Genomic DNA, 17,993 nt, shown 5'->3' on the forward strand with positions numbered 1-17,993 from the left:
TGGCTTGCGCGCCACAGATCTACGCCGATGCTGGAGATTTCCGGGCGCGGCTGGAGGGTTACCGGCGGGTGGAGAAGCAAATCGAGACGATCGAGAAGCAGCCACGGACCATCGGACTCATTGAACGGCCGGAGTACAAGCGGCATTGGGCGTTCGAGCCGTGGAGAAGAAGGAAAAGGGCACGCTATGATACTGACTGCCGAATAGGTGTGAGTCTCGGAACCTGTGGTTCGCGCCGGACGAGGTGGGGTTGAGCAGCCGAAGACGCTGACGGTCGGGCGGCTTGGCTGACCGGCTTCAAGATGATGCCGACATCGTGTCGGTGGCTCGGCTGTATGCGGGCGAGGACATCGAGCTGATCGACGTGCTCGCCGAGATTCTGGACGCTGAGCATGTGCCGTTCATCCCGGCTCTGCGCTACAAAGACTCTGGGCTGCGCAAGCGAGCGCAGTGGGAAGGGACGTGGCGGTTGCAGCGCCAGGAGGACGAGACCGGCGAGCGGCTCGATATCCAAGTCCCGCCCAAGTACACGAGCGCGGACTTCGCCAAGAACTCGTACTGGCGGAACCGAGGGAAGCTAGACGTCCCCAAGGAGCGATTTATCTCGTACCCGGGGGCGAGCCCGGATGGGGACAGGCGCTCCTCATTGGGTGGGCTGGCTGGGATCACGCTGAGCAGGCGCACGCGCTTGTCACGTTGGTCGAGGAGCGGACCACTCGGGATGGGTGGGAGCTTGAGCGGCTTATGCCACTGCTTGCGGGGCTGGACGAGGTCTTGCCGTGGGTTAAGCAGTGGCACAGCGAGGTTGACCCGACGACCGGGTTGAGCCCGGCCGTCGCCTACGAGGGCTACCTTCAGCAGCAAGTGGAGCGGTATCCCGAACTCTCTCGGGAGGAGCTTGCCCTGTGGCGGCCTCCCAAGAAGGCCGCGAAGAAGAAGGCTGCCAAGTAGGCGGACGGCCGGGCTCATCGGCCTGAGATCTCCAGGAGGCGTTGGCGGAGGACGTGGCCGTCTGTGGCCCGAATGAACACGTCATCGCCTTGACCGCCATCCAGATAGGACGCACGGGGTCGGCGATGATGCCGAAGGTCGGGAACTCCGCCCTCAGTTGGGCCAGGTAGGCGGCTGGGTCGAGTTGCCATGCGCCCATGTGAGGAGTCTTCAAGCGGGGGCTCCCAGGTAGCCCTTGATCATCACCAGGGCGTCGGTGATGCGCTCAGACTCGGCGATGGGCTGCTGCCAGGACGTAAAGAACCAGCAACGCCCCTCGTCGTCCTCGTGCGGTCGGCAGGTGATCGTGTCGCCGGAGACCCCTTGGACTCCGCAGCAGCTCCGCGCGGTGGACGTCGTGTTGCGGACGACCAGCCCGCCGGCCACGTGGTGGGTCGTGAATCCGTGCGCCTTGAGGTGCATCCCCAGCGCCTTCAGCCGGACGTACGACTCGACGGCCGGAGACTCGCGCTCGGAAACGCTCACGGCCGCCTCCTCGTGGACTCGGCGAGGGCGATCCGCTCGGACAGGCGCGTTTGGGCGTCACAGAGAAGCCACAGCTCGCCCTCGTCCCGGGCCTGGACCTCACCCAGGCAGCCGTTGCGCATCTGGTAGTCGCTCAGGTTGGCCTGGCGGCGTGCGACGAATCCATCGTCCAACGGCTCGCCATACCAATCGGACATGAGGGGCATTTGCCCCATTCTCGGGGAATTATTCGATACCAACCTCTTGCTCATCTCGGGGACCTCGTTGTCTGTCGTTGCGTCGAAAAGCTTGCAATCACACTCACGGTCCGGGTTAAAGTGCGGTAGTGACCGTTCCACAGTGCTGATCAATCTGGGTCAAGATCAACTCAACCACTGCCCCCTGGTTAACCCTCCGGAGGCCCTCAATGGGTGAAAATCGAGCGCGCATCTTTTTCGGTACGGAACTGCGCCGCATGCGGGATGCGGCCGGACTTACCGGCAAGGAGCTAGCCGATGCGCTCGGCTGCACGCCGCAGTGGATCAGCACCATGGAGAGTGGACGAAAAGTCTCCGAACAGAGTGCACACGACCTCGACACGTACTTTAAGCTAGACGGCTACTTCTATCGGCTTTGGAAGCTAGCTAATGAGATAGAGGTGCAGACAGTGCTGCCTCCTGGGTTCTCCGAGTATGCAGAGCGCGAGAAGAAGGCTGCCTCAATACGCATTTACAGCCCCCTCGTCATCTCCGGACTCTTTCAGAGCGAAGGCTACGCCCACACCGTGATCAGCACCATCGAGAACAACAACACGTCCGAGCTGGTCTCAAAGCGGATGGAGCGACAGTCCGTCCTCACAAAGATTAACCCGCCCCGCGTGTGGCTAACACTCGACGAAGCAGCGCTTCGGCGTACCGTCGGAAGCCCCGACATCATGCGTGAACAGTTCATATATCTACTTGAGGTGAGCGAACGATCCAACGTCATGCTCAACGTCATTCCAGAGAGCGTTGGTTATCATGCTGGACTCGAGGGGACTTTGACACTCCTCAGCTTCACAGAAGGACCGGATGTCGCATATGTTGAGACGACTGGCGAAGGCTTGCTGATTGAACAGCCCGCCAAGGTCAAAGACAAGGTTGTACGCTGGGATCTGCTCAGGGGCCATGTGCTCCCCGCAGGGGAGTCGAGAGCCATGCTTAGAACCCTGTTGGAGAACCTATGAAGACGCCAGACCCTTCGGCCGTCCAGCGGCGCATGAGCAGCCATGGATACCACGGCGGCGAATGCGTCGAACTGGCAGGTCAGTGGCGAAAGAGCAGCCACAGCGGCCACAGTGGCGGCGAGTGCGTTGAAGTGGCAGACCTGACCTCCGTGGTCGGTGTCCGAGACTCCAAGGACCCGGACGGGCCGAAGTTGACCTTCAGCGTTGCGGCCTGGTCGGCGTTCACGCGTGAGATCAAGGGCAGCGCGCACGACCTGGCCTGACGTCCCCCACCGACTACACCCTGCGAGCCCCGGCCGCCTACGAAAGCCGGGGCTCGTCCCATGCCCGCCCACTGCCCATTGCGCCGCGCACCCCCTGCCCCCCGTCGCCCGCTCACCGGGCAGGGCGTCCACCGCCACGCCTTACGGCCACCTTCCGCTTCCACGTCCCGTCCCCGCCACGCCGCCTTACGGCCGTCCGCCCATGTCCCTAAGTGGTGCACGTCGCCCATCATCGAACGCACGCACCCGATACGGCCGCTGGACGGGAACACAGGTGCCACGTGCGCGCTGGTCGGCCTCACGGCCGCGCGGGCCTCCCGCCGCAGGCGCGCCGCCGCTTCGGGCGCGTCGTTGAGGCCCGCGATGACCTTGCCGGCCACGATCCGGTCCAGCATGTGAGCGCGGCGAGCCGGCGTCGATGAAACCGGCACCTCCGTTGACCCGGCGAAAATGAGTGACACGCTCGCCACCAGCGGAGTTGCCTTCATCAGGGCGATGACTTACCCGCATTGAACCCTTTTCATCCGGCCTGTCGCCGCGGCCGTCACCTGGTGCGGCTCACCGAGGATGAAAATTGTTCACCGCGCAGGTGGCCGTCGAGCGGTTTCCCGAGGTGCCGTACGAGGAATTCCTGTCCAGGAGTTCGCCTTTCTGGGCGAGTCGCATGCGCCGCAGACCACCGCATACCGGGACGGTACGCGGTGGTCTGCGGCAGGGGGTTCACCGTGTGCATTCACGTTCGCGAGTGGTCCCATGGCCGGGGGCACCCCCGCGGAGAGCGTGCGTCCGGTGGCCTGTTTCGCGGCCTAACCGGCGAGGACCGCGCATGGCCCCTAGTCGACCCCTGTGCAAAGCCGGGGCCCGTCGTTGTTGTAGTTCCGGTATTGCCACCAGTACTTGCTGCCGACCCGCTCGCCGTTGTCCACCGACCATATCGTGAAGCGGAAGCAGTGCTTTTCAGCCATGTTCCATGGTTGCCCGTCGGCGGCACTCCTGGTGATGCAATGGTTGTTGCCGAGGGTGTTGGTGAGGGTGTACTCCCTGACATCGGGGTCCTTGGTGACGTTATAGATCCGCAACCTGACCCCGCGGCCGTCGGCCTTGGTGTCGCAGAGTTCGACCCGGTCTCCGCGAGGTTTGAATTCGAAGGTCGCTACATTCCAGATTTTCCCCGGGCCGGCCACCGCGCTCGAGTGTTGCCGGGTCAGAGCTCGTGTTTCCGCGTGCGCGGGCGCGAGAACGACCATTGATGACAGTGCTGGAGCGAGCGCGACGGCGGCCACTGGTACGAATTTACGCATCAGCCTCTCCTTCGTTGGATGTACCGCGAAGGTAGTTTCCACGTCCACTGGGCGCCCAGACCTGTGGCCAGACTCGGCCAATAAATCCTGATCAAGTTCGCCACTGCGTGATGGGCGCCCGACTCAGCATAGATTTAATGGATCGGTAATGTGGTGAGAGGTAGCTATACCTGACTCACGCCAATATAGTGCGCGAATTCGCGGTAACCGTGGGTGATCAGGTCGCGCCGGGCCGGGTGGCAAGGGTTGACCTCAAGTTCGGTTGGGTAAATAGCATCGCGATCGTTCAGTGAACCCATTTCGTTCTCGGGCGGTCTGGGCGACGTGGTGGTTTTGTAGGACGGCGATGGCCTTGACGATGTGGCCGGCCTTGCCGGGGCTGCAGCGCAGCTTCCGCAGGATCCGCCATGACTTGAGCTGGGCATTCGACCGTTCGCCGGGCGCGCGGAGCTTGGCGTGTGACCGGTTGGCCTGCTTCTGTGACTCGGGTTTGTCCTTGCCCTTGTAGGGCGTGATGACGACCGCGGCTTCGGCTCCTTGGTAGGCCTTGTCGGCCAGGGTGAGGATGCCCGCCCCCCGTGCACTCGATGCTTGCCGGAAATGTACGGGCGGTCTGCCCGTACCCGGTCGGTGTGGACGAGCGTCCCGTCCAGCACCAGATGGGTCACCCGTCCCTACGGGCCTTCCGCAGCGCCTGCGCGAGTTCGGGCGAGCGGGCCGACAGCAGCATGACGGTCTCCTCGACGTATTTCCAGGCGGTGGTCGCCGACACTCCGAACCCCGCGCTGATCTCGGTGAACGTCTCGTCCTTGCGCAGATAAGCCAACACGAGCAGGGCCTGTCGACCGGGGGCGAGCAGCCGCCACGTCGACCCGATCGCCTTGCGTCGGCGGCGGATCAGTCCGGCGACGTAGTTCAGCGTTGAACGCGACAGATCGAGGGCGGCACGGTAGAAAGCACGTAGAGACCTCTGGTTCAGGCGACGTGATTGTGGTGATCAACCCGTCCACCAGGGGTCTCCCTACGTCACGGCCAACTGACGCATCGCGATCATGTTGTGACCAGCAGCCCACCACCACAGGATGAAAAGATGGTCGCCGCACCTCCGACGCTGGTCGCCCTGCTGACCGTGCAGGCTCCAGGGTGGGGCGGGGAGGCGGTCCTGGCGGACCTCGCTCCCGCACTGCACCACCTGGCCCGCCTTCCGGACTTCGCCCAGGCATGCCGAAGCGCGATCCTGGCCTCAGCCGACCGGCAGAGACCCGTCCCGGAACCACTGGGCTCCGGAGGCTACAGGTTCAGATGCCGGCTGGTCTCCGGTCATCGGGCCGTCTCCGGGAATAGGTTCGGCGGGTGAAGGTTCGCGTCACCGGGGTCGTGATCGAGGACGACCATATTCTGCTGCTCGACCAGGACACCGACACCGGCCGGTCCTGGTCTCTGCCGGGCGGGAAGGTCGAGGAGGGCGAACCCCTCGCCGACGCCCTGGTCCGGGAGATGCGCGAGGAGACCGGCGTCGACGTCACCGTCGGCCGGTTGCTGTACGTCTGTGACCATCTTCCCGGCGGCGGCACGCACGTCGTGCACATCACCTTCGAGGTCCGCCGCGTCGGCGGCACCGCCGGTGAGATTCCGGCCGGGGCCGACACCCGGCCGATCCGTGGTGTGGAGTTCGTGAAGCTCTCCGACCTGGTGGGGCTTGGGTTCACTGAGCGGTTCGTGGAGCTGGCCCAGGCCGGTTTCCCCGGCGCCGGGTCCTACATGGGCGCCAAGGCCAACATCGGCCTGTGACCCGGCGACGCCGTTCAAGAGCCTCGCCATCTTCGGGACGAGTCCACGCGACATCCAGAATGAACAGCCGCCGATCTACGCTCTCCCCGTCCCGCCGAATTCCGCACCCGCTCATTGGCCCCACGCCGCTCGGCGGCCCAGCTCGTCCCCACCACACAGCAGCAGCTCGGGAGACGCAACCACCAGCCGGCCGCGCCGGCCGCCTTCCCTGAGCGGGAGCCGCTCGCACCGAAACAAACTCAAATTGCACTATCTGTCCGATCCAAAAAAGCAGGAAGTGGGACGTGACGGGGCTGGGTATTGCTGAGCTCGAATGATCTCGCAATAATCGCTTCCACTACTGCCGACGATGGGGTCCACTGTGGCGAGGCTCTGGGAAGCCGATCCGAACGCGCGCTTCGCGCGTCGGCTGGGCAAGTCCCCGCACGAGCTGGGCGACACCAATGAAGGTGTAACGTGTCCGGATCTGTGGGAACTGACCAAGGTGACGTAGCGGCCATAGACCGCGACCTCACCGAGATCTACCGCGATCAGCTTCCGTCCGGCGTCAGCGTCGGGCCGGACGAAAGGATCGTCATTCTTCCCCGTAACATGATGATCGCAGCGAAGCCGGATATTCCGGATGCTTGATCGAATCCCGCTCCTTCCCGCGGACTCCCTTGGCGCAGATGAGTACGTGACCGAAGCCACGGCGCGTTCCGCGGAGATCGAGGACTACTTCTGGAAACTCGAACGGCGGCAGGCGTTCCAGGAACCGGGCGACGCCAGCTACCAAGCCTTCGCGCGCGGCGACTGGGACGAATCTCTGCGGATCAAGGACCAGGGACGCGGCGCCCTCCGCCGCCGCTTCGCCGAACAGGAATTCGTGCTCCGCCGGGTCCGGGTCGTCGAGTCCCCCGTCACGCCGTACCTCCAGTGGGAGATGCAGGCGTTGCGGGTTCGGGCCGAGGCGGGAGAGCAGATCCGCGTCCTGGACGCGTCCGCCATCCGCGACCGTGAGGCGGACCGCCTGATGCCCGAGGTCATCATCCTCGGGACGAGGGTCCTCTACGAAGTCCTCTATGACGAAGCAGGTCTCCACAGCGGTGGCCGCCGGATCACCGAACGGACGGTCATCGACGAGTGCCGGGCCGAGCTGGCCGCTCTCTGGCACAAAGGGGAGGACATCACGTCCTACTCCAAAGGGAGATCGCCCCGCTTCCGCCGCCCCCTGCGCAACAGTGACCTGTGCCGGGAACACGACTCACCAGAGGCGGGCATAGACGCACTGGCCTGACCGTCCTGCTTATCCTTCTCATCGTGTTCGCAGTGGGGTTGGTGGGGCTGTCCCCGGTCGCGCTCGACCTGTTCCGCGGCAACGTCAAGACGTGGGAACGGTTGAGCTTCATCGGCCAGACCTACGGCGCGGCGTCGGCGTTGCTATCGGCCTTCGCACTCATCGGCATCGCCGCCACCCTCATCCTTCAGGCGCGCGACACCGAGGTGAACCGGGAACAGGGCCGCCGCGTCCTGCACGTCGACCTGCTGAAAATGGCGCTGGAAAACCCGCTTTACCGGCGCGCCTGGGGTACATCGACCCCGCCGACGATCCTGAGGCCGACCTTCAGAACGTGCACATCAACCTCATCCTCTCGGAGTGGCAGACGTCCTTCGAGCTGAGAATGCTGGACGAGCGGCACCTGCGCCTGCTCGCGAAGGGCCTGTTCCAAGGGGAAGGCGGTAGGCGGTTCTGGACCACGGCGCGGGAGGCCCGGATCACCACGTCCTCCACCCGCCGGGAGCGTCGCTTCCACCAGATCGTGGACGACGAATACCGGGTGGCGGAACAGCAGGGCCCACCCCGCCCCGACGAAGAACCGCGCCGCGGTTCAGTGACCGGCCGCCACCGGGGGATCCTCATCGGCACGATCCTGGGCGGCATCGGCGTCATGCTCGCCGACCGCGTTCTCCGGACCATCCAGGACACGCGCCGCCACCAAAGCTGACCTTCACGTCCGGCATCGGCGAACGGCGGGCCGCCGCACACCGTCCAGGACCCCCGGAAAGCCCGCCCCATGCGGCCTGCCGTACAGGAAAACGACCGTGGCGCCGTCGCTGGCCGCCCCACCCACGCGTAGGAGTCAGTGCGGGCCATCGCCGTCCCGATCACACGGTCGTACGGCGCACCATCCGGATCGCCCAGCCCGCCGCCCAGCCACAGCTGTCCCCCGGTCGCTCCGCACAGCACGCACACCCGCGACAGCCACGCGTCCCAGGCCGACCAAGCGCAAGTCTCCGCACTCGTCAACAGCGACGAAGCCGGTCGCCGTCACTGCGCATCGGGCCGGGCACCGGGTGCCTCGGCGCCACCGTCCCCGGCGTCACGAGCACGGATCTGCGGCTCCCTGCATGAAGGCCCGGCGAACTTCCAGTCATCCGACCTGAGAAGGCCCCAGATCTCATGCCGGCACCCCTCGGTAAGGGACCACTTCAAGACGCTCTCCGAAACGGGGCGTCGGACGGGATGAGCAGCCTCGGGCCCCTGATCTCCGCTGTCCACGATCGCGGCGGCCTGACCGTGCGCACCATGATCGGTGACGCCGCCGACCGGCGCGGGGACCGCATCATCGCCGCGTCCCGGGCAGGGGAACTTCGGGAACCGCCTGGACGGGCGGACCATGCCCCTCCGCCCCGGCCGCGGTGCGCGCCCGGCCCTCGCCGGCGGGCCCGGCACCCGCGACCCCGGCGGGGTGGAAACCGGGGTCACGGGGCGGGAACCGGCTCAGCTGACGTCGGGCCGGCCGGCTACCGGGGTCAGGCCGGGTTGAAGTCGTACGCGGCGGTGACGGTGGCGGAGCCCGGGCAGAACCAGCCGCTGGTCTTGCCCACGGTCTGCTCGGTGAAGGTGGCGGTGACCGGGAGGTCGGTGCCGGTGAAGCTACCGCTGATGTCCCCGCCGTAGGTGCAGCCGATGGCGCTCATCGAGAAGCCGTTGATGCTCGCGACGCCGTTGTTGAGGCTGCCGTCCCAGGGCAGGCCCTGGGGCGTGACCGTGACACCGCAGCCGCTGACCGAGGCGTCAGTGATGGTGAGGTTTCCGTTGGCGTCGATGGTGCCGGTCAGCGTGGAGTCGGTGCACTCGGCGGCGATCCCCGCGTCGATGGTCATGTTCCCGTTGAGGGTGGCCGTGAAGTCGCCGGCCGTCCAGGCCATTGCGGGGGTGGCCGTCACGCCGATGGCGAGTGCGGCGGCGGCTGCGGTCGAGGCGATCGTGGCCAGCTTCGTGGTGCGGGACATGGGAGTCCTCATTTCGAACGGCGGGCGTCGCGCCTGCACCCGAAGGAATGGGGTGGGAGTCCTTCGACCATGCGCCGACCTCGCCCGTGGCCAATGGGCGGCGGGGCGTCGCAAATCGAGGGACGGGAGCCGGGAACCGTCGTGTCCGCATCGACGCGAGGCTCCGAACGGCAAGTAGAACGCGTTCTACCAAGAACAATAGCAAAAGTAATGAGCTGGTCAATACCCGGACAGAGATCTCCCATACTTCGATTGTGACTTAGCCGCAAACGGTATATATTGGCGCCCATAAATCCCTTCACCAGCCTGGATCGCGGCGTCAGCGGCGATTGGGTCCCTCGCCTGACCCCCGGACCGAAACCCGCTGCCACCAGCCGCGAGAGTGCGGAGCCGCACATGAGAACCTGTTACAGAGTCAGGTCGGGCGTGCGGTCGATATCGCGGAGAATGGTTCGGATACGGGCAGCCGAATACCACTCTCTTCGGACACGTGAAATGCACCCGCGCCGAGTCCTGCCGATGGGGAGCGTCCTCGGCTTCGCTCCGGGCGGAGGCGGCACGGCCCGGCGCACAGGGCCCGTCGATCCGAAAGTGAAATTTCACAACGGCCCTGATCTGCATTGAATTTCGCGTGCGGCGACCGGCCCCTGGGAACTCTGGCCTGGCGTTTCGTGCACCGCGGGAGGCTTCCGGGTGTCCCGGCGGGCGGACGGCCGGCCATTGTCACGCGGACGGTTTCCGTTCATCGTGGCGGCACCGCCAGCGTCCGTGAGCGTCCTTGAGGCCACCCCGCAATGTGACGCCGGGCGCGCAGAGCCGGACGGCAGGTACCCCGTATGAAAAGCTCCCGCAAACTGTGCTCCCTTCTCGCCATCCCGTCGGCGCTCGCCCTGGTCCTGGCCGGGCCCGCCGCTCCCTCCGCCGCCTCCGCCCCGGGTCCGGCGGAAACCGCCCGGCAGTACGTGGTGACCGGGCCCGCGACCGTCCAGGAGCGCAGCCAGGTGGCGCGGACCGGGGCGGCGATCGACGACGTCCGGACGGGCGAACTCAAGGTCACCGCCATCCCGTCCGAGGTGCGGGCGATCCGGAGGCTCGGCTTCACGGTGCGGTCCGCACCGTCCCCGGCCCCGGCCCCGACCAGGGCGGCGACGTCCTACCACACGTTCGCCGAGATGCGGCAGGAGGTGGACTCCGTCGTCGCAGCGCATCCGCAGATCGCCCGCCAGTTCGTCGCCGGAAGATCCTACCAGGGCCGCGACATCGTCGGCGTGAAGATCAGCGACAACGTGACGGCCGACGAGAACGAGCCCGAAGTGCTCATCATCGCCAACATCCACGCGCGTGAGCGGCTCACCGCCGAGCAGGCGCTCGACTACATCGGGCAGCTCACCGACGGCTACGGGACCAGTGACCGCATCACGGACCTCGTGAACGAGCGCGAAATCTGGATCATGCCGATGGTCAACCCGGACGGCCAGGTCTACGACATGACCAGCGACACCTCCCCCGGCCGGTGGTGGCGGAAGAACCGCCAGCCCAACTCGCGGTCGGTGGGCACGGACCTGAACCGCAACTTCGCCTACCGGTGGGGCTGCTGCGGCGGCTCGTCCGGCAACGGCTCCAGCCAGACCTACCGGGGCACCGGCCCCGAGTCCGCCCCGGAGACCAAGGTGCTCGCCGACTTCGTGCGGAGCCGGGTCGTGGGCGGGAAGCAGCAGATCGGGATGTTCCTGGACATCCACTCCGAGGCGGAACTGGTGCTGTGGCCGTTCGGCTACACCTACAACAACACGGTCCCCGGGGCCATGTCCGCGGACGAAGAGGCCGCTCACCGCACGATCGGCCGGGAACTGGCCGGGACGAACGGCTTCGTCCCGGAACAGTCCAGCGACCTCTACATCACCGACGGGACGACCATCGACTGGACGTGGGGCGAGCACCGCATCTTCTCGTACACGTTCGAGCTCGGCGGGGGCAGCTTCTACCCGCCGCCGTCCGCGATCGACCGCGAGGTCCAGCGCAGCCGCGAGGCCCTGCTCCGGCTGACCGGCTACGCCGACTGCCCCTACCGCGCGATAGGCAAGGAGGGCCAGTACTGCGCCGCCTGACGTCCACCGGCGCCGACCGCGTGGTGCATCGCGTCGGCATCGGGGCCGAGGCGGCCGGAAGCGCGGCCGGGCGATGAGAGACCGGCGGGCGGATCGCCCGCCGGTCTCGTCGTCGTCGGGGCCGGAACGAGACTTCACCTGGCGAAACTCAGCCGTCGAGAACTCTGCCGCACCCCCTCGGCGTCCCGGCTGCGGAGCGGGGTTTGACAAGCCGAGCTGCAAGGTACCTATAATTCGAGTTGTAGGTTTCTTCTGAAGCGATCAGGCGTCCCGGGTCGCCGGGAGACCCGGGGAATCTTCGGAGGTGAAGCACGATGCTGCTGACGTCGATCGACCCGTTCGTGCAGGAGTTCGAGCGCCAGTTCGACCGCGCCTTGCGGCAGGCCACCGGCGGCGGGAACGGCACCGGCATGCCGATGGACGGCGTCCGCCGCGCCGACGACGTCGTCCTGCGGTTCGACCTGCCCGGCGTGGACCCCGGCTCCATCGAGGTCACCGTCGACCGCGGTGTCCTGTCGGTCACCGCGCGCCGCGAGGAGGAGCTCACCGAGGACGAGCGCCCGTTCGTCCGCGAGCGTGTGATGGGGTCCTTCACCCGCCGGGTCTACCTGTCCGAGCACCTGGACGCGGACGCGATCGAGGCCGCCTACGACAACGGCGTCCTGGCCGTTCGCATCCCCGTGCTGGAGAAGGCCAAGCCGCGCAAGGTCGCCGTCCAGCAGTCCGGCGGCGGTCGCAAGGCGATCAAGAGCTGACCGGGCCCGCCGCCGGCAGCGGATCGGATCAGCCGGCGGCGGCCGATCAGCGCGGCCCCGTCCCGGCGAGGGCGGTACCCCAGGGTCACAGGTACCGCTTCACCGCGGCGGGGCCGCGGCCTTCCGCCGCGCGGCGGACCCGGGAGTCGCACCGCAGAGAGGGAGGGCGCGTGAAGCTGCCCATGGACGACGAGCACGCCGCCCTGTTCACCGTCGGCCAGGTCGCCGACATGCTCAACGTGCAGCAGGCGTTCCTGCGCCGCATCGACCACCAGCAGGTGGTCTCCCCTCAGCGCTCGACCGGGGGCCAGCGGCGCTACAGCCGCCACGAGATCGGCCGCATCCAGCAGGTCGTCGGCATGATGGACGAGGGCATGACTCTGCCCGCCATCCGCCGTATCATCGAACTCCAGCACGAACTCGCCCAGGTGACCCGCGAACGCGACGAACTCGCGCGCCGCCTGGACGCCCTGCGCTCCGGCCCCCGGGACCGCCCCTGAACGGGCCCCCGGGAGGTGGACCCGCGCCTTCCGAATTCGTCAGCAGACCTTTACCGTGCGGGTGATCTCCTGGTGGCTGGGGCTCTGCAGGACGAGGCGGTAGGTGTAGGTGCCCGGGGTCTCCCCCCGGAGGCCGCCGCTGGCGAAGGACGGCTCCGCGAGGACCTCGATCGGGTGGCCTCTGCCGAGACGGCCGTTGAGTAGATGGTCAGCTTCTCGGCCGTGAACGTGCCGTGAACGGCCGAGCTTGCAGCTAGGTCCCGGCCGGCTGCCGGGGTGCCTGCCGCGTCCAGTACCCGTCCCGGTCAGGGGCGGGTGCGGGGGCGGATGACTGCCGCCCCGCATCCCACGCAACAGCGCCTCGGTGGGCGATGTTGCGGGAAGCGTTCCGGTCCGCGTGCGCAACGACGCCGCAGCCCCGGCAGACGAACAAGGCCTGGCCCACCCGGTTGCGGCCGCTCACATGACCGCAATCGGCGCAGGTCTGCGAGGTGTAGGCCGGATCCACGACCACGACCGGGACTCCGGCGCGACGGGCCTTGTAACAGATGAACGATGCGAGTTGGGCGAAGGCCCAGCAGTGGAACGCGGCCCGTTGGGGCTTGCGGTGCCGTACCCGGGAGCGGATGCCCGTCAACTCCTCCAGGGCGATCCCGTACCCGGTGCGTTCAGCCTCGGCCACGATCCGTTTGGAGACGCAGTGGTTGATGTCGGTGGCGCGCCGCCGCTCCCTGCGGCGCTGCCGTTTCAGGACGCGTTTGGCGGCCTTGGTGCGCTTGTGTTGTAGTTTGCGGCGCAGGGCGGCCTGCCGGGCCCGGTGCCGGTTCAGCCCGCGCCCGGCGGCCCGGTACCCGCCCGAGGTGGTCGCGATGTTCTCGATGCCCAGGTCCACCCCGACGAACCCGCCGGGATCCTGGTTCATGGGCTGTTCGGGCACGTCGACGGTGACCAGCAGCAGCCATTTGCCGTCCCGGTACAGCAGGTCCGATTCGCCGCGCGGGCACTCGGCCAGCATCTGCGCGCCTGGGCGGAGCAGGTGAAGGCGATGTTCTTGCACCGGCCGCGGGTGGTCCAGATCGACACCATGCCGACGTCCAGGGCCATCGACAGGTTCCGCTGATCGAACGGCTGCGCCGCGTCCGACCGGAACGCGATCGGTTTTCCCTCGGCGCGGGCGCGACGTCGTGAGCCGGGCCTGCCGAGGTTCCCGGCGGGGATGTTGGCGCGCAGGGTGGTGTAGGCGTCGGCGACCTTCTTGATCACATGCTGGGCCGCCTGCGATCCGATCCCCGCGTCCCGCACCTGCTGGTAGGTGGCTTTGCGCAAGTCGTAGTTGCGGGCCCGGCCGGTGTCGAACGCGACCTGCGACACCTGGTTCGCCGCGGCGTTGCAGGCGTGCAGGGTCTCGGCCAGTGCGGCGGCCTGCGCGCGACCGGCCTCTCGTCGGCACCATGCACCAGGTAGACGACCCCCTGACCGCCCATGCCGAGCCGTCCCGACAGCCGGTACGGGCCGACACCGGACGGGTCGTCGGGTTCCAGGGGCTCGGTTGCCGGCATCGGATGTGACTCCTGGTGCGTGGGAGCGGAATGTTACGCAACCTTATTGGATGAAAGGTCCGCTCCCATGCGGATCACTGATCATCCGAAGCGTTCGCGGAGTGCCGGGCGACTGCCTCTGGACGGCGCGCTGAAAACGGGGCGGAGCTTCTCCTCAAGGGTGCGACCGTCCAGTGGCTTCACGAAGCGGAGGCCCTGGCGGGTTCCCGCCATGACGGAAGCCCGCCAGCGTTTTGTCTGGATTCCCGGTGATCACCGACCGCACAATCAAGATCCACTTCTAGGGGAGGGATGCCCATGTGGCTGAAGATCGCGGCGGCCCTGGGGCTCGGTGTCCTGGGGTCCGCGGCGCCGGCGGCCGCGGACGCCGAACCGGTGCCGGCGTGGCGGGCGCAGAGCGGTTCCTACGACGTCTCGCTGCCCACGGGGGACAAGGTCCACGTCGCGGGCAAGGCCGTGTCGGTGACGCCCGCGCCGGGACGCGACCCAGCCTTCTCGATCAGGCACAGCGGCGGCGACCTGTACGTGATACCGGACGACAGGTTCACCGACGACCCGGAGCGGTACAACGTGACGGCGCTGCACGAGCACCGGCCTCCGGCCGCGCCGAAGCCTCGGGCGTCCGGTGACCTCGTCACCGTCCGGGTGAAGAGCATCGCGCGGGACGGGCGACCGGGCCTCGGCCTGGCCCGGTTCCTGAACGTCGAGGACGCCTTGCAGGGCAACGCGCAACGGCCGCTGCCCGGGAACCCGGACGAGCAGTGCACCGACGAACGCTGGAGCCAGGCCGACTGCGTACGGCTGCGGCCCGGCACCTACTCGGTCCTGGGCACCATCAAGACGATGCCGTCGTGGGCGCCGAGCACCGGCTCCGGGAAGCCGCTCAACTACAGCTTCGTCGGCTACCCGGAGATCGAGATCACCGAGGACACCGAGATCGTCCTCGACGCGCGCAAGGCGAAGGAGGTGACGGTCGAGACCCCCGGGCACGCCACCAAGGCCAACCTGGGCGCGATCAGCCACCTGATGTGGACCCGCGGCACCGCCAAGGGTCAGGCCGTGGCCGACGGCGTGTACGTGCACGGGGCGAAGCTGGAGGAGCGGGTGTTCCTCCAGCCGACCGAGAAGATCCGCACCGGCACGTTCGAGGTCTACACGCGGTGGCGGCTGGAGGCCCCGGCCATCACGATGCGGGCCCGGGGCCGCTCGCTGCACCCGATGTACTACCGCGCGGACCAGTTCAGCGACACCTCGGATCAGTTCCCCCGCCTGGACGGCAAGGCGCGCATGCGGGTCGCGGACGGGGACGGGCCCGGCGCCGATCTGCGCGGCCGTCTCGCGCTCATCCGGCGCAAGGACGGCGTGTCCGTCGCCGAGCAGTCCAACAGGGCGGCCAAGGCGGGTGCCCGCATGGTCGCCATCTACAACGACGAGCCGGGCGTGAACGATGAAACGGGCGGCGACGGGACGCGGTTGCGGGTCCCGACCGTCCGCCTGTCCCACGAGGAGGGACGGGCCCTGCTGCGCGAGAAGAACACGATGGTGCAGGCCAAGGGTGTCGTGGAGAGTCCCTACCAGTACGACCTGGTGTTCCCTGAGAACGGGCGGATCTCGGAGAACCAGCGCCACGTCGTGCGCCCGCGGGACCTGGCGCGGATCGACAGTTCGTATCACGGCACGGGTTCCATGACCACCGCGCGCTACAGCAGCCGTCCCTGGGAGACCTTCACGGTCGCGTTCAGCAGGCCGCTCATCGGCGCCCCGAGAACGCGCGTGGAGTACGTCTCGGCCGATCCGGAGACGACCTGGTCGGCGTCGGCCTCGACACCGGAGGAGCCCTATAACTTCCAGTTCCCCCAGACGAAGATCCCGCACCTCGTGCTCGCCACAGGGGACTCCACGTACAGGCCGGGATACCGGGGCGAGCGCGCCTGGTTCAAGGCCCCGATCGGCGGCGCGGTCCCACAACTCGACCCGATCACCCGGCACGGTGACCTGATCCGCCTGCACGTGGGGCTGGCAGACGCGGGGGGAAACTTCGCGAACGCTGTCACGAGCCCGTTCCCCAACGGGTTCGCCACCGACTTCCGCATCTACTGGAACGATCGGCTCGTCGCCAAGACCGCCGGTCCCCCGAGGGGCGTCCTGCGGACCGTCCCGGGCGACGCGGAGTACCGCATCGAATACGACTTCCTGAACAAGTCCGCCTGGGCTCGGCTGTCCCCGATGACGAAGACGGCCTGGACGTTCCGTTCCGCGCACACCACAGACGTCACCCTCCTTCCCCTGCTCCAGATCGCCTACGACGCCGACGTCGACCTGCGCAACAGGTCCCGGTCCGGGAAGCTGAAACTGGACATCCGTCACCAGGACGGGTCGACCACGCCGTTGGAGCGCCTCTCGCTCGAGACGTCGTTCGACGATGGCGTGACGTGGACGAGCGTCCCCGTGAAGGACGGTGTCGCTCACATCAAGGGCAAGGGGCCGGTGTCACTGCGGGTCGTCGCCGAAGACACCGCGGGCAACGCGATCGAACAGGAGATCACTCGCGCCTTCGAGCTGCACTGACCGACGGCGGGAGCGAAGGGCGTGCCGCGGCCCTGTGCCCTGGCCGGCAGCTCCCTGCCCGGCAGCGCCGGCCCTCGGCCCATACGGGCGGGGGCCGGCTCCGCGGCTGCGCCGTGACCCGGCGGCTGGCCGAGGTCACGGTTTCGGAAGCGGGCTCGGACGTCGGGCCGGCCGGTCCCAGGGAGCGCGGCGGGCGGCCGCGATCTCCTTTCATCGGAGGAATCCGTCCCCCTCCGGGGATGCACGATCATGCCGCCGGGTGGACAGGACGCCCGCCTGGAAGCGGGTGCGGGCGCCCAGGCGATCGCAGATCTCGCGCACTCTGCGCTGGACGGTCCGGGTGCTGATCGCGAGCCGGCGGGCGATGGCGTCGTCGGTCAGACCCGCGGCGAGCATGGTGAGCACGTCGTCGTCCCGAGCCGTCTCACCGTCCGCGCCCGACAGCGGGACAGCGGTGTGCCAGAGGGCCTCGAAGAGCGAGACCAGGGCTTCCAGCAGGGCGGACGGGTGGACGATGAGCGAGCTGTCGACGGAGCTGGCCTGCTCCGAGGTCAGCGGCAGCATCGCGATGCGGCGGTCGGCGATGGCGAGCTTGATGGGGACGCCGCCCAGGCGGGCCTGTTCCCCGGACGCGACGGCGCGGCGGACGCGGTCGAGCGCGCCGGGCTCGTCGAACGCGTCGGGACCGTAGATGCCGCGGACGCGGATACCGCGGTCCATCGTGCGCTCCTGCTCGTCGCTGGACACGGCGGCGTCGGTGGCGAAGGGCGGCTGGACGAGGACCATCAGCTCCTCGCGGGTCCCGGTAAGGAGCTGCAGGTAGCGGCGGGCGACGGCCGCCCGCCCGCTGACGACCTCCACCAGTTCTTCGGGGTGCGGGGCGGCTTCGGCCAGGAGCGGGCCTATGGCGGCACGGCTGCGGGCTATCTCCTCCTGCCGGCTCGCGACGAGCGCCTCCACCGCGACGTGCGGCGGGGTGGCGAGGATGCGCAGGGGACGTCCGGCCAGGCGGGTGACGAGGCCGAGTTCCTCCAGCCGCGGCAGCTGCCGGCGGAGCGCGGCGGCGGACATGCCGAGGCGGCGCGCTAGGGCCGCGAGCGTGGACGGGCCTTCGCGCAGGAGAGCGCGGTAGGCCGCTTCTTCAGGGCGGGTTACCCCGAGTCCCTCCAGCAACGATGATTCGGCCACGTCA

Annotated in this window: 16 protein-coding genes and 3 pseudogenes; 12 read left to right on the plus strand and 7 right to left on the minus strand. The window is 67.8% G+C overall.

Translation table 11 applies throughout. The features are described 5' to 3' along the window. Positions 1 to 322: 322 nt before the first annotated feature. A pseudogene (locus ACTWPP_RS27070) lies at positions 323 to 951 on the plus strand (DUF7008 domain-containing protein). A gap of 210 nt (positions 952 to 1,161) precedes the next feature. Here the strand turns inward: ACTWPP_RS27070 and ACTWPP_RS27075 are convergent. Both ACTWPP_RS27075 and ACTWPP_RS27080 read right to left on the minus strand, forming a co-directional pair. After that, positions 1,162 to 1,476 carry a hypothetical protein gene (locus ACTWPP_RS27075; RefSeq protein WP_443107186.1) on the minus strand — a complete coding sequence of 105 codons (315 nt, stop codon included), beginning with the start codon at positions 1,474 to 1,476 and terminating at the stop codon, positions 1,162 to 1,164. After that, positions 1,473 to 1,673, minus strand: coding sequence for a hypothetical protein (locus tag ACTWPP_RS27080; protein WP_443107187.1), 201 nt, complete (start codon positions 1,671 to 1,673; stop codon positions 1,473 to 1,475). The genes ACTWPP_RS27075 and ACTWPP_RS27080 overlap by 4 nt, the downstream gene beginning before the upstream one ends. Positions 1,674 to 1,882: 209 nt before the next feature. On the opposite strand from ACTWPP_RS27080, the gene ACTWPP_RS27085 reads away from it, so the two are divergent. After that, positions 1,883 to 2,680 (plus strand): helix-turn-helix domain-containing protein, encoded by a 798-nt coding sequence (locus tag ACTWPP_RS27085; protein ID WP_443107188.1) that lies wholly within the window; start codon positions 1,883 to 1,885, stop codon positions 2,678 to 2,680. After that, positions 2,677 to 2,943, plus strand: a complete 267-nt coding sequence (locus tag ACTWPP_RS27090; RefSeq protein WP_443107189.1) for a DUF397 domain-containing protein — start codon at positions 2,677 to 2,679, stop codon at positions 2,941 to 2,943. Before ACTWPP_RS27085 ends, ACTWPP_RS27090 begins: the two co-directional genes overlap by 4 nt. 833 nt (positions 2,944 to 3,776) lie before the next feature. On the opposite strand, the gene ACTWPP_RS27095 is transcribed toward ACTWPP_RS27090, so the two are convergent. Further along, positions 3,777 to 4,244, minus strand: coding sequence for a hypothetical protein (locus ACTWPP_RS27095; protein ID WP_443107190.1), 468 nt, complete (start codon positions 4,242 to 4,244; stop codon positions 3,777 to 3,779). Positions 4,245 to 4,496: 252 nt separating this feature from the next. Next, positions 4,497 to 5,223 (minus strand): annotated as a pseudogene (locus ACTWPP_RS27100) (transposase family protein). Positions 5,224 to 5,597: 374 nt separating this feature from the next. Here ACTWPP_RS27100 and ACTWPP_RS27105 point away from each other — a divergent pair. From ACTWPP_RS27105 to ACTWPP_RS27125, 5 genes are all read left to right on the plus strand, one after another. After that, positions 5,598 to 6,035 carry an NUDIX domain-containing protein gene (locus ACTWPP_RS27105; protein WP_443107191.1) on the plus strand — a complete coding sequence of 146 codons (438 nt, stop codon included), beginning with the start codon at positions 5,598 to 5,600 and terminating at the stop codon, positions 6,033 to 6,035. Positions 6,036 to 6,491: 456 nt separating this feature from the next. Next, entirely contained in the window at positions 6,492 to 6,665 is a 174-nt protein-coding gene (locus ACTWPP_RS27110) for a hypothetical protein (RefSeq protein ID WP_443107192.1), read from the plus strand. Between the two features lie 46 nt (positions 6,666 to 6,711). After that, complete coding sequence (locus tag ACTWPP_RS27115) at positions 6,712 to 7,311, plus strand: DUF6879 family protein (RefSeq protein ID WP_443107193.1); 600 nt, start codon at positions 6,712 to 6,714, stop codon at positions 7,309 to 7,311. 23 nt (positions 7,312 to 7,334) lie between these two features. Next, positions 7,335 to 7,694: a DUF6082 family protein gene (locus ACTWPP_RS27120; RefSeq protein WP_443107194.1), complete on the plus strand. Its 360-nt coding sequence runs from the start codon at positions 7,335 to 7,337 to the stop codon at positions 7,692 to 7,694. Continuing rightward, entirely contained in the window at positions 7,607 to 8,020 is a 414-nt protein-coding gene (locus tag ACTWPP_RS27125; RefSeq protein ID WP_443107258.1) for a DUF6082 family protein, read from the plus strand. Before ACTWPP_RS27120 ends, ACTWPP_RS27125 begins: the two co-directional genes overlap by 88 nt. An 808-nt stretch (positions 8,021 to 8,828) precedes the next feature. Here ACTWPP_RS27125 and ACTWPP_RS27130 read toward each other — a convergent pair. Continuing rightward, positions 8,829 to 9,311 (minus strand): hypothetical protein, encoded by a 483-nt coding sequence (locus ACTWPP_RS27130; RefSeq protein ID WP_443107195.1) that lies wholly within the window; start codon positions 9,309 to 9,311, stop codon positions 8,829 to 8,831. A gap of 836 nt (positions 9,312 to 10,147) precedes the next feature. On the opposite strand from ACTWPP_RS27130, the gene ACTWPP_RS27135 reads away from it, so the two are divergent. The 3 genes from ACTWPP_RS27135 (at position 10,148) to ACTWPP_RS27145 (ending at position 12,674) form a co-directional block, all read left to right on the plus strand. Next, positions 10,148 to 11,419 carry a M14 family metallopeptidase gene (locus tag ACTWPP_RS27135; RefSeq protein ID WP_443107196.1) on the plus strand — a complete coding sequence of 424 codons (1,272 nt, stop codon included), beginning with the start codon at positions 10,148 to 10,150 and terminating at the stop codon, positions 11,417 to 11,419. A 314-nt stretch (positions 11,420 to 11,733) separates the two neighbouring features. Then, entirely contained in the window at positions 11,734 to 12,174 is a 441-nt protein-coding gene (locus tag ACTWPP_RS27140; protein ID WP_443107197.1) for an Hsp20/alpha crystallin family protein, read from the plus strand. Positions 12,175 to 12,344: 170 nt separating this feature from the next. Beyond that, entirely contained in the window at positions 12,345 to 12,674 is a 330-nt protein-coding gene (locus ACTWPP_RS27145) for a MerR family transcriptional regulator (RefSeq protein ID WP_443107198.1), read from the plus strand. 253 nt (positions 12,675 to 12,927) lie between these two features. Here ACTWPP_RS27145 and ACTWPP_RS27150 read toward each other — a convergent pair. After that, a pseudogene (locus tag ACTWPP_RS27150) lies at positions 12,928 to 14,075 on the minus strand (RNA-guided endonuclease InsQ/TnpB family protein). A 455-nt stretch (positions 14,076 to 14,530) separates the two neighbouring features. Between ACTWPP_RS27150 and ACTWPP_RS27155 the strand changes: the two are divergent. Next, positions 14,531 to 16,801 (plus strand): PA domain-containing protein, encoded by a 2,271-nt coding sequence (locus ACTWPP_RS27155; RefSeq protein WP_443107199.1) that lies wholly within the window; start codon positions 14,531 to 14,533, stop codon positions 16,799 to 16,801. 210 nt (positions 16,802 to 17,011) lie between these two features. Here the strand turns inward: ACTWPP_RS27155 and ACTWPP_RS27160 are convergent, their stop codons facing one another. After that, positions 17,012 to 17,989: a winged helix-turn-helix transcriptional regulator gene (locus ACTWPP_RS27160; RefSeq protein ID WP_443107200.1), complete on the minus strand. Its 978-nt coding sequence runs from the start codon at positions 17,987 to 17,989 to the stop codon at positions 17,012 to 17,014. Between the last annotated feature and the right edge of the window lie 4 nt (positions 17,990 to 17,993).

This window comes from Actinomadura sp. 3N407, from assembly GCF_052245875.1.
In the GTDB taxonomy this organism is placed as follows: domain Bacteria; phylum Actinomycetota; class Actinomycetes; order Streptosporangiales; family Streptosporangiaceae; genus Spirillospora.

Excerpts from the sequence above, each read along its gene's own strand:
- ACTWPP_RS27085 (WP_443107188.1), top strand. The coding sequence starts at position 1,883 with ATGGGTGAAAATCGAGCGCGCATCTTTTTCGGTACGGAACTGCGCCGC.
- ACTWPP_RS27130 (WP_443107195.1), bottom strand. The coding sequence starts at position 9,311 with ATGTCCCGCACCACGAAGCTGGCCACGATCGCCTCGACCGCAGCCGCC.
- ACTWPP_RS27135 (WP_443107196.1), top strand. The coding sequence starts at position 10,148 with ATGAAAAGCTCCCGCAAACTGTGCTCCCTTCTCGCCATCCCGTCGGCG.
- ACTWPP_RS27080 (WP_443107187.1), bottom strand. The coding sequence starts at position 1,673 with ATGTCCGATTGGTATGGCGAGCCGTTGGACGATGGATTCGTCGCACGC.
- ACTWPP_RS27095 (WP_443107190.1), bottom strand. The coding sequence starts at position 4,244 with ATGCGTAAATTCGTACCAGTGGCCGCCGTCGCGCTCGCTCCAGCACTG.
- ACTWPP_RS27090 (WP_443107189.1), top strand. The coding sequence starts at position 2,677 with ATGAAGACGCCAGACCCTTCGGCCGTCCAGCGGCGCATGAGCAGCCAT.
- ACTWPP_RS27140 (WP_443107197.1), top strand. The coding sequence starts at position 11,734 with ATGCTGCTGACGTCGATCGACCCGTTCGTGCAGGAGTTCGAGCGCCAG.
- ACTWPP_RS27155 (WP_443107199.1), top strand. The coding sequence starts at position 14,531 with ATGTGGCTGAAGATCGCGGCGGCCCTGGGGCTCGGTGTCCTGGGGTCC.